The organism is Marinifilum fragile JCM 15579, assembly GCF_001310955.1.
GTDB lineage: Bacteria > Bacteroidota > Bacteroidia > Bacteroidales > Marinifilaceae > Marinifilum > Marinifilum fragile.
In genome coordinates this window covers 1-12976 of sequence record NZ_BAZX01000035.1, presented here as the reverse complement: position 1 = coordinate 12976, position 12976 = coordinate 1, and the positions used below count along the sequence as shown (strand labels likewise).

4 protein-coding genes are annotated in these 12976 nt (G+C 35.8%); 3 read left to right on the top strand and 1 reads right to left on the bottom strand.

Features of this window, described 5'->3' with window-relative positions; all coding sequences use genetic code 11:
• Positions 1-30 precede the first annotated feature (30 nt).
• From JCM15579_RS17650 to rocD, 3 genes are all read left to right on the top strand, one after another.
• On the top strand, positions 31-2070 hold the full coding sequence (locus tag JCM15579_RS17650; protein ID WP_054722243.1) for a BatA domain-containing protein: 2040 nt from the start codon (positions 31-33) through the stop codon (positions 2068-2070).
• A gap of 116 nt (positions 2071-2186) precedes the next feature.
• On the top strand, positions 2187-3662 hold the full coding sequence (locus JCM15579_RS17645; RefSeq protein ID WP_172677465.1) for a hybrid sensor histidine kinase/response regulator: 1476 nt from the start codon (positions 2187-2189) through the stop codon (positions 3660-3662).
• A gap of 222 nt (positions 3663-3884) precedes the next feature.
• On the top strand, positions 3885-5114 hold the full coding sequence (rocD, locus tag JCM15579_RS17640) for an ornithine--oxo-acid transaminase (RefSeq protein ID WP_305067111.1): 1230 nt from the start codon (positions 3885-3887) through the stop codon (positions 5112-5114).
• Positions 5115-5184: 70 nt separating this feature from the next.
• Here the strand turns inward: rocD and JCM15579_RS17635 are convergent, their stop codons facing one another.
• The gene (locus JCM15579_RS17635; RefSeq protein ID WP_218186225.1) at positions 5185-12933 is read right to left on the bottom strand and encodes a hemoblobin-interacting domain-containing protein; all 7749 of its coding nucleotides are present in this window, start codon (positions 12931-12933) and stop codon (positions 5185-5187) included.
• Positions 12934-12976 lie beyond the last annotated feature (43 nt).

Below are 12976 nucleotides of genomic sequence, written 5' to 3'. Positions count from 1 at the left end.
ATTTTGCCAATACTTTTAAGTTAAGGAAATATGTCGCTACATTTTTTGCATCCAAATTACCTTTGGTTTCTTTTTATATTATTGATTCCAATCATCATACATCTTTTCAATTTTAAACGTTACAAAAAAATCTTTTTTAGTAACCTTCGTTTTCTACAAAACCTAAATACCGAGAACAAAAGAAAATCAAAGCTTAAAAACCTGCTTGTTCTGTTGCTACGAATACTAGCTTTGGCATGTATTATTATTGCATTCTCGCAACCTTACATTCCTATTTCTGGAGAAAAAATATCGAATAAAAACAATGAATTAATTAGCATTTACATTGATAATTCGTTTAGTATGAATGGTAAAACTGAAAGAGGGAATGCTCTGGAAGTTGCCAAAAACAGTGCATTTGAACTTGTAAAATCATTGCCCGATTATGCTAAAATCAGAATCTACAGCAACGATTTACAACACTACTCTACTAGTTTAAATAAAAATCAAGCCATTGCGAGAATACAGGAAATAATTCCCTCTTCCAATTCGATAAAACTATCAAAAACAATAAATAATATCCGACTGGATTCACCTCTTGAGAAATTAGAAGTTTATGTACTATCTGATTTTCAAAAAACTCAAGCTGATTTCGAAAAACTACAAAAAGACAGTCTTTTAACGGTGAATTTTGTTCTCTTCCAATTGCAAGCTACAAACAATCTGGTCATGGACTCTTGTTGGTTCGAAAAACCATTACATTTTACTGGTCCTCAAAAAGAATTATCAGTTAAAATTTCGAATCACTCAGACAAAGATTTAAAAAAGATTCCGATTCAATTGACAGTAAATGATAGTTTGAAAACTGTGGGAAGCATTGATGTTAATAAAAGCTCATCTCAAATTACTAAATTGCGCTATAGCGATAGACAATTAAGCGTAATACAAGCCAAACTAAGCATTGAGGATTACCCAATTACTTACGATAACAATTTGTACTTTTCCTACAAAACCAATAAAGTAAATCATATTTTATCGGTCAATCAGAAATTGGAAAATCAGTACATTAACAAACTATTTGGTTCAGATAAAAACTTTAAGATTAAGAACATTAACAAACCCCAATTACACAATGAAACCTTTAATAAATTTCAGTTAATTATTTTAAATGAAATTCAAGATATTGAAAGTGGTTTCAAACAAAGCTTACAAACGTATCTGCAAAATGGTGGAAATGTGCTTTACATACCAAGTAAGCAAATTGAAACAAGTGTAAACCTATTCTTATCAGATGTTTTGGCTCCAAACTATTTGGAAATCGACTCCACTCAACAACGAATTTCAAGAGTTGAAACGAAAGCAAATCTATACCAGGATGTCTTTCAAGATTTAAAAGATAACGCACGTCTACCTGACATCTATAAATTCTACAAACTATCAACACCAAATAATCCAACATTAGAATCCATTTGGCTAACTGCGGGTTCTGAAAAATTATTTACAAGAATTCAATATGGGAAAGGACAACTTTATCAATTCAGTATGAATTTAAAAAGTGAATGGACAAACCTAATAACACACCCAATATTAGTACCTACTTTAATCAATTTGAGTAAAACAAACTCAAACTGGAGCAAAATCTATTACCAAATTGGAAAAAATAATACAATTGATTTAACAAACTCTTTTATCCCAAATAATGAAGAGCAGTTTCATATTAAAAATGATCGAATTGGCATTGATATTATTCCATTAAGCATAAACAGCTCAAACCAATCAACACAGCTTAAAACTGCAGATCAATTAAGGCTTTCAGAAAATTACACAATCACTCTAAACGACTCTATTATACAAACTTGCTCTTTCAATTATCCTAGAAATGAATCTCAACTTTCTTATTACGCAAAACAAGAAATTGAAAATAAAATTAAGGCCTTGAATGAAAACCATTCTGTAATTTCTTCTGAAAAAATGAAACTATCTGAGCTTATTAACGAAAAAAGAGAAGGAAGACAGTTTTGGAGAATATTTATTTTGTTGGCTTTAACATTCTTTTTGATCGAAGGAATACTCAAAACATTAAAAACATAAGCGAACATTTATTGTTTCACCATATAACCTCTATTAAAATTAATTAGATTTAGCCGTATTAACATATACCCAAAAACAAAATGATTAAATTAAATACGACAACAGAAATTAGACAATTGAAAAAAATACACAGCATTGCTGGTATTGGTTATTGGGTATACAATTATTCAACTAAAGATTTTTGGTGGTCTGAAGTGACTTACAAAATTCTGGGCTATCAAACTGGAAATGTAATCCCTACAAGAGAAACTCTAAAAAAGCACATTCATTCCGAAGATCTTGTTTTTTTTGAAGAATCTTTAAAACAAATGCAATTACAGCCAATGGAAATAGAATTTCGTTTCTATAAAAATGGTGAATTAAGATTAGGGAAAATTACAGGAGAAGTATACAGAGATGAAGATATTGTGGAAGAAGTTCTTTTCCAAGATATCACTGATATCAAAATAAAAGAGTTTGAAATTGCCAAAGCATGGAACAAAGCTCTTGAAGCAGAAAACCTAAAGAATGCTTTCTTGGCCAATATGAGTCATGAATTAAGAACTCCACTTAACTCAATCATAGGCTTTTCCGAACTACTTGAATCTGGAAACATAAAAGAAAATATCCCAAAATTTGCCAGCTCCATTAAAGATTCTGGACTTCAACTTTTAAAGATTATTGAAGATCTTCTTAAAGTATCAATGCTGGAAAGTAGAACTGCTAAGCCGGTGAAAAGGAATTTCAAACTTCAAAACATGATGAAGGATGTAAAATCCCTTACAGAAAAGCTTTTAATTAACAACAAGAAGGATCATTTACAATTAAATTTTCCAGATATTGAATCGAACCATGTAATCAAGTCGGATCAAAATAAAATAATTGGAATACTAAGTAACTTGCTGCACAATGCTGTTAAATTTACCGAGAATGGAAGCATAACATGCTCATACCGCTTCCTTAATCAAACCATTGAATTTTCAGTAAACGACACAGGAAAAGGCATTCCAATCAAATATCAATCTGATGTTTTCCAACGATTTAGAAAAGCAGATGAAAATGGACTAAACTACTTTGGTGGCACAGGTTTGGGTTTATATATTTCCAGATTAGAAATTGAACTTCTGGGAGGAAAAATATGGATTGCATCAGAAGAAAAAATTGGAACCACGGTAAAATTCAGTATTCCTAATGTTATCGATCAAGAATTGATCAACGAAACAGACTCTACTGTCAACCTATACAATTGGGAAAATTACACAGTTGTAATAGCCGAAGATCAATTTACCAATTATAAAATACTAGAAGCCTATCTACAACCAACTAATATTAATATCATTTGGGCAAAAACAGGTAAAGAAGCCATGACTGCAAGTCTTCAAAATCCGGAGGTAAATTTGATATTAATGGATATAAACATGCCTCATATCAATGGACTTGAGGCTACAAAATTGATCAAGAAAAAAAGGCCAGACCTAGCAATTATAGCTCAAACAGCATATGCATTGGATGGAGACAGAGAAAAATCATTAAAGGCTGGTTGTTCTGAACATTTATCAAAACCTTTTAATAAAACAGACCTTCTACTTTCCATGTCCAAATATTTACCTTAAATCCTTTATTAGCATCAAATTTACAGAACCTTATCTATAATCATAAATTCAACAGGAACTAACAATTGCATTTATGATAATAGTCATGATTAATATTTTTTTCGTTTTTTTCTATGTTTTTTCTTCTAAAAGCATTGGAAAATCAAAAAAATAGTTATAAAATTGGCATACTGAATTTTCAGAATTTAATCCTATTTTAAAAATCTTATAAATATTCCAGTTATGACAAATACAGCAACAATGACTGCTCAGGACTATATGAATAAGGAATCTAAGTTTGGAGCACACAACTATCATCCACTTCCAGTAGTTTTAGAGCGCGGAGAAGGCGTTTATGTTTGGGATACTGACGGGAAGCAATATTTTGATTTCCTATCAGCTTATTCTGCTGTTAATCAAGGACACTGTCACCCAAAAATTATTAATGCATTAGTAGAACAAGCACAAAAACTAACCCTAACCTCACGTGCTTTCTACAGCAATAACTTGGGTAAATACGAAGAATTTGTTACCAACTATTTTGGATACGATAAAGTATTACCAATGAATACTGGTGCTGAAGCTGATGAAACAGCACTTAAATTGGTTCGTCGTTGGGGTTACGATGTGAAAGGTATTCCAGAAAACGAAGCAAAAATTATCGTTTGTGATGGTAACTTCCACGGTCGTACAATTACTATCATTTCTATGTCTACTGATCCGGATTCATACAAAGGATTTGGACCATATACTCCAGGTTTTGTTGTAATTCCTTACAACGACACAGAGGCCTTAGAGAAAGAATTGAAAGATCCTAATGTATGTGCATTCTTGGTTGAACCAATTCAAGGTGAAGCAGGTGTTTACGTTCCAGAAGATGGTTTCTTGAAAAAAGCTTACGATTTGTGTAAAGCAAATAACGTACTTTTTGTTGCAGATGAAGTACAAACTGGTATTGCAAGAACTGGTAAATTATTAGCTGTTGATCACGAAGGTGTTCGTCCAGATGTATTGATTCTTGGTAAAGCAATATCTGGTGGTGTTGTGCCAGTATCTGCAGTTTTGGCTGACGATGAAATAATGCTTTGCATTAAACCAGGTGAGCACGGATCTACTTTTGGTGGTAATCCTCTTGCTTGTGAAGTTGCAATGGCTGCTCTTAACGTAATTAAAGATGAAAATCTTGCTGAAAATGCTGAAGCAATGGGTAAGATTTTCCGTGAAGAATTGAAAGCAGTTAAATCTGAAATGATTGAATTGGTTCGTGGTAAAGGTCTTCTAAATGCAGTTGTAATTAAACCTAAAGGCGGCAAAACTGCTTGGGATGTTTGTTTGCGTTTACGTGATAATGGTTTATTGGCTAAGCCAACTCATGGTCACATTATTCGTTTTGCTCCTCCATTGACAATTAACGAAACTCAATTGCGTGAAGCTATTGAAATTATTAAGAAAACAATGGCTGAGTTCGAATAAACAGAACTCCATAAAATACAATTAAGGGTGACTCCAAATCGGAATCACCCTTTTTCATTTTTAGATCAATCTATTTTGTAATAATAAGTTTTGTTCTAATCACTTTATCAGGATACTGAATGACTAGGAAATAGATACCTCCTGGAAGATCCTTCAAGTCGAATTCCAATCGGTCTGCATTAAAACTGCGTTTAATTTCCTTACTAAGAACAATACCTCCCGATGAGTTGAATATCCTCAATAAGCCATCATCATTCGTTGCAGAAAGTTCAACAAAAAACTCTCCCCGGTTAGGATTAGGATATACTACGATTCCCTTATCAGCAATCAAATCATCAATTCCAGTGGTAATAAATACTTGTTGTGATTTTTGACTATTGCCACAAGCTTCGTTTGATGCCGTTAATGTGACTACGTAACCAGATCCATTTGCATTATCCAACACGAAAGAATGCGAAGGTTCGAATTCACTACTTATGATTCCATCTCCAAAATCCCATAAAACGGAAGTTACATGTTCGCTCAAATTGGTAAAATGAACCTCATTGCGATCTGTTTCGAAAGTAAAATCAGCTACTGGAGGTTCCATTGGGCTTACCGATACCGTATTTGAATATTGATCTGAAAATCCTTCTTTGGAAACCTTGGCACGATATATTTTATTCTCGACAACCTCAGGAGTTACCAATAATTCTGCATTTTCGCCATCAAGATCTTCATAAGCATCATTTAGTTCATTGTAAACCTGCCACTGAATGCTACCATCAAATCCTGTTAATGTAATGTTAGATTTAGATCCGTAACAAACCAGTTCCGGATTGGCGCTTGCCTCTCCTGCTCTATTGGTTTTTGGTTCAGGTATTGTGAACATACTTGATATTTTCGAGATAATACCAGGACCTTCAAACTCCAACCTTGCACCTTGCACTTCCATATCACTGCTTGCCGTTAAATCGGTAAATTTTACAAGTCCCTCAACTGCTGTCTGAGTTAAATTACCTCCAAGGGCCCAATCTCCTGTATCAGCTTTACGCACTGTAATCATTGTCTCACTATCCGTATCACATATATTTCTATATTGATCTTGCAAATTTAACTGAGGCTGTCTGATTAATGGTTCTCCATTATTTGCAGGTGCTGATGGTTCCTTTTCAATAACCAGATATTTCGATTTACCATGGTGAATTGGTTGCTCAAATCGGGTTGTATCGTATAATCCAGAATATACATACATAGAATCGACTCCGTATTTCTGAAGAACAGAAGTTACCTCTGGATCGAAAGTAATTTGCCCTGGAACAGATATGTCATATTTTCCTTCCAAACTTCTTATACCATAGCGAATGTCAAATATCTTTTTGCGCCAAGTTGTATTCTCCGTAAAGGTAACCGTAAACATTTCATCAACATTAGCATTGGCAGCAGGTGTAATTATTGGTGCCGGTGGCCTTACAATATCAAAGCTATCTGAAACTACATTTGGAAGTCCATCTGAAGTAAAAAGTAATCTTGCTCCAATCACCTCATCCTCGCTGGTGGCACTTAAGTTTGTATATTGCACCACTCCTTCAGATGCTGTAATTGTTTTTATTCCTCCCAAGTTCCATAATCCTGAATTATCATTATCCGGATCAGCATATTTATCTACCAAAACTTCCGTACTATTATCTGTTATACAATTATTTTCATACTGGTCTCGCAACTGAATTTTAGGCTGTTGAACCAAAGTATCTCCATTATTTTCAGGACCAATTGGCTGATCAACCATCAACATCTTGGTTGTTACACCATGTCCGATTTTTTGTTCGACTTTAGCATCTGCATAACCATTTGCAATTACAACAATGGTATCAGTTCTTGCAATGCACAAAGTAGAGTCTTTTTCAGGATAGAATGTGATCGATCCAGCTTCAATTAAATAGGATGTATCCACCAAAGTTTCTCCTGCAAAACTTATAGAAGAGATGGAATCTCTCCAGCTTGCATTGTCACTTGCCTGAATTACAAATTCATTGTCAACCGTTGCGTTTTCTGCGGCAATTAGTTCTATGATTGGTACCGGAATTGTAAACAAATCAGATACAATAGAGTCTCCTGCAAAAGAAAATTGCAAATATGCAGAATCGATGGCTATTTCACTTGTAGCAATCAAATCGTTAAATAAAACTTGTCCATCTATTGCTTGTATATTTAGTGTTCCACCAAGTTCCCAAGCCTTGTCGTCATACTTCTCAACGCTTACTTGTGTAGAATTATCTGTAGTACAATCATTCAAATATTGATCAGCTAATTTCAATTCTGGTTGTTGAACAAGCATTTCACCATTAACATCTGGTCCTATCGGTTGCTTAAGAATTAAAATACTATCTGCAACACCATGCTGAATATCTTGCTGAACCGTATCATGAGCAAATCCACGCGATTGAACAATGATTTGGAAACTTCCACTTTTCTGTAGAAATTCTGAGGCTGATGGAATCAATTCCAATTCTCCAGGCTGAGTGAAATTATAACTCTCCTCCACCAACACACTGTCATTAACTGTAACTACATTAATTCTATTTCTCCAAACGGAATCCTCAATAAAGGTAATTTTAAACGGATTATCCACACTTGCATCAACTGCAGCTGTTAATACTGCTGGAGTTGCAACATCTGGAATATCAAATGGATCTGCAGTAACAGCATCAAGTCCTTCTGAACTAAACTGAATGATGGCACCCTCAATTGGCCCTGTTGAATAAGCCGATAAATCATCATAAGTTACAGCTCCATTTTCAGAAGTTTTTTCTATGGTACCTGCCAAATCCCAATCACCATCATCGCTTCTTGATGCTTGTATCATTCTATCATTATCGGAATCACATAAGTTTGAATACTGGTCATAGAACTCTAAAATTGGTTGTTGCTCCAACACATCTCCGTTCATAGGAGGTGCTAAAGGTTGTTGCGTAATTTGCATACTTGTTGCCACCCCGTGTCCAACAGTCTGTTCTACTGTAGCATCACTAAACCCTAAGGCTTTAACTACTATTTCGAAAGTTCCAGCTTTTTGAAGCAATTCCTCTTCTGAAACACGGAATACAATATTATCAGTATTGATGGTATAAGCTGAAGCAGGCAATGCGTTTCCTTGATAAGTAATCATTGTAATTTCTGATCTCCAATCATCTTCAAAATCAAAAAAGTCAATTGTAAAATCAGCATCAACCGTCGCATCAAATTGAGCCGTCAAATTTGGAGGATTCTTTAAAGCTGGAATATCAAACGGATCAGAATCTACAGAAGTAATTCCATTTCCTGAGAATATTAAATATGCACCAGTAACAGCATTAGCACTAGATGCCGTTAATTCACGATAATTGATCACTCCATTACTTACCGCTTGCAAGGTATCTCCTCCTAATGTCCAATCATTTGCATCTCCTCTTTTTGCTAGTACCTCATAAGTATTTTCAGAATCACAACTATTATTATATTGATCCAGTAATGAAATTTTAGGCTGTAAATCCAATTCTCCACCATTTACCAAAGGAGCCGTTGGTTGTGTTTCTATAATTAACGAATCAGGCACGCCATGTTTAATTTCCTGATCAACAGAAGCATCTTGATATCCTCTTGAATATACAAGCATTTGTTTGCTTGCCGCCTCTTGTAAAGTTGCATCTTGCGAAGGATCGAATACAATTTTACCAGCCTGACTCTTATTATAGGCCGTTTCAAGCAACATGGTGCCACCGTATGAAATTGAATCAATCTTGCCTTGCCATTCCGGATTTTCGGCAAAGGTAACATCAAATAAAGAATCTACCGTTGCGGTAGTAGAAGCAATTAATGAAGGTGCAAACAGAGGAGCTGGAATAAAGAATGAATTAGATTCCGCGTTTGTTAGTCCTGTGCCGGAAAATGTAATTGTTGCATCACTAACCATATCGGTACTCCCGGCAGTAAGATCGGTATAAGATGCAACACCGTTTGTTACCATAAGGGAAACTGTTCCTTCAAGAGTCCAACTTCCTCCACTTGCATTTGCTTCTACTGTTGTAGAATTATCATTTGTACAATCATTTTGATATTGATCCTGTAGTTTTACTACAGGCTGAGTTCTTAATAAATCTCCATTATTCTCAGGACCAAAAGGCTGAGTGGTGATTAGGATATCCGTTGCTACACCATGTCCAATTTCTTGTTGAACAGAGTCCAACAGATAAGAAGTTGATGTAATGTAAATGTATTCATTTGCTACCTGCTGTAAATTAGCCGACTCAGCTGGCTTAAATGTAATTTTACCTGTTACACTCGCATCGTAAGCCGCAACTGGGAGAACATTTGTGCCATATCTAATTTCTGTAATATTTGTTCTCCAATCGGCATTATCCGTAAAAGTAATTTCAAAATCATTATCAACCGTTGCATTCGTAGCAGCGGTTAATACTGGTCCCGCATTTAAATCAGGTATGTCAAATGTATTGGAATTAACAGTTGTTAAATCTGTTGCAGAAAAGCTAATAAAAGCTCCTGTTACCGGTCCTGGACTTGATGCAGTAAGGTCCGTATAACTTACTGACCCATTTGCTGTCGTTTTGGTTACGGTTCCCCCAATAGTCCAATCATTGGCATCTCCTTTGGCTGCAGTAATTTCAATAGAATTTTCACTAGTACAATCATTACCATATTGATCTCTCAAGGTAATTCCTGGCTGTGTAGCCAATTCATCACCATTCTCTGCTGGCGCAGCAGGTTGAAGAGCAATAATCATCTCTGCAGCAGCACCATGCTTTATCGCCTGTGAAACAGTAGCTGTTGCATATCCTTGTGCAAACACCTCAATATCTTTTGTTCCAGCTATCTGAAAATCTGTATCCTTAGCGGGATCAAAAATAATTTTTTCTGCTTGCGTTTTATCATATGCTGATTCTGAAATTAAATTTCCACCATAATGGATAGAATCAATTGACAATTGCCAAGTTGGATTTGCAACAAAAGAAATTTCAAAAGCACCATCAACAGTGGCATTTGAAGAAGCCAACAAACTTGGAGAAGCATCCAAAGCAGGAACTGTGAAAGCATCTGAAATCACATCACTCAAAGAAAATGATGAGAAAGTAATAGTGGCATTACTTACCTCATTGTCGCTGCTTGCCGTCAAATCATTAAAAGTAATTTCACCTGCGGTTGCAGTTAATTGCAATGTTCCTCCTATAGTCCATACCCCACCTGAAGCTGCGGCGTTAAGATTTGTTGTATTATCAGATGCGACAACATTTGCATATTGATCATGAATTTGAACGACAGGCTGAGTAGCCAAAGTTGCACCATTTGATCCAGGTCCAACTGGCTGTGTTGAAATAAATAATACACTAGCAATACCATGACCTATTTCCTGCTCAACAGTAGCATTGGCATAACCACTTGCAATAACGGTAATCGTTTTGGTACCTGCTGTTTGTAATATTATTGATTGAGAAGGTGTAAATGTTATTCTTCCTGCCACATTTGTATTATAAGAAGCACTCGGCAATGTCTCTTCTCCATATTGAATTGAACTAATGCTTCCTCTCCAACTTTCATCTTCGGTAAAACTTATAAAAAATTCATTATCAACCGTTGCTTCATTCGCTGCAGAAAGAGTAGGCGTTGCATTTACAGGAATATCAAAAGTATTGGAATTAACCGAAGCAAAACTGCCAGAAGAAAAAGTAAGGAATGCACCTGTTACTACTTCATCACTTGTAGCAGTCAGATCGGTGTATGTAAATTCTCCTGAAGCCAATGTTTGATTTGGAGAGCCTCCCAAAGACCAATTTCCACCATCACCTTTTGCAACAGATATTGCAGTGGCATTATCTCCTGTGCAGTTGTTTCCATACTGATCTTTGCTTCCTACTTTTGGTTGTGTGGCCAATATGCCGCCATTTTGAGTTGGTGCACTTGGCTGTGTTACAATATAAATGGAAGCAGGAGCTCCATGTCCTATTTCTTGTGATAATATTTTGTTGTTAAAACCATCTGAAGAAAAGACAAAATCCGCTATTCCAGCAGTTTGAAGAGCCGTAGATTTCGATGGATCAAAAGTAATCTGATTACCAATACTTTTGTCATATGCAGCTGCATCAACGGTATTCCCATTATAGGTTATGGAGGATATTTTGCTTTGCCATGAATTAGAATCTGTAAAAGTGATTACAAAAGTGTTATCTACTGTTGCATTACTTGCTCCAGTTAAATCAGGAGGTGAATTCAGTCCCAAATCAAAAGTTGTAGAATTAGCTCCTGTAACTCCTGAGGCTGAAAATGAAATAAAGGCTCCATTTACAACATCAATACTTGAAGCGGTTAAATCGGTATAACTTAAACTTCCTGAAGATACTGTTCCTGTTACAGTTCCTTGTAAATTCCATGCTGCAGAATCATTCTCACTTGCGGCAATTGACAAAGAGCTATTATTGGTACAAACATTATCATACTGATCTTGCACTTCAACAACAGGTTGAGTTTGAAATACATCACCATTGTTTGCAGGAGCAACAGGTTGAGTTGTCACAACCAATTTTGTTTCAGCTCCATGACCTATTGTTTGTGACACTATTGCAGGACTATACCCATCAACAGAAATCACAATATCAGCTGTTTTTGCAGTTTGCAATACAGCATCTGCCGCAGGATCAAAAGTAATTTTGTTGGTTGTTGAATTCACAGTATAAGCAGTTGCAGGTACAGTATTTCCATCAAAAGTTATTGAACTGATATTTGATTCCCAATCTACATTATCCACATACGAGATTTCAAAAACAGCATCCACCGTAGCTCCGGAAGCTGCAGTTAAATTTGGAGGCGTATTTAATCCCAGGTTAAAGTTTGCCGATGTAATACCAGTTAATCCTGTAGAACTAAAGCTAATGTTTGCATCAGTTATTTCCTCATTACTGCTTGCTGTCAAGCCAGCAAAAGTTAGTGTACCCGAATTCGCACTTTGATCTAAAGTTCCTCCCAATGTCCAGATTCCAGCATCATTCTTTGCCGCAGTAATGGTTCTCACGCCATCAGTACTGCACAAATTATTATATTGATCTAACACCTCAATAGCAGGTTGTGGATTTAAATCCCCACCATTAGATATTGGAGCTCCTGGCTGAGTAGAAATGGAAAGCTTGTTTGCTGCTCCATGATTAATGGTTTGAGATAAGCTGGCATCATTAAAGCCATCTGAAACAAATACAAAATCAGCAGTTCTTGCGACTTGCAAAGACGTAGACAACGAAGGATTAAAGGTTATCTGTCCTGAAGTGGTTTTATCATACGCTCCAGCATCAACACCATTTCCATTGTAAGTAATACTTGATATTTTTGATTGCCAACCATCAACATCCGTAAATGTTACGGTAAAATTACCATCAACATCTGCATTGCTGGCAGCTGTTAAATCTGAAGGTGTTGAATTCAATCCTAAATTAAAAGTATCCGAATTTGCACCAGTCAAGCCAGCACTACTAAAGCTTAAGTAAGCACCAGTAATTGCCTCATTACTGCTTGCTGTTAAGTTGGTAAATGACAATGATCCAGAACTAACATTTGAAGTTAGATCTCCTCCGAGACTCCAATTTCCAGCATCTCCTTTGGCTACTGAAACATTGGTTGAGTTATCATTGGTACAATCATTACCATATTGATCTTGTAATTTGATGGAAGGTTGAGTAGCCAATTGTCCGCCATTTACTGTAGGTGATGCAGGCTGTGTTACCATGATAATTTGTGTAGCTGATCCATGCCCAATGGTCTGTGAAACAGTTGCATCAGCATAAGTATCTGATTTTACCACCAAATTGGCAGTTCCCGCTGTTTGAAGAACTGAATTTCCTCCT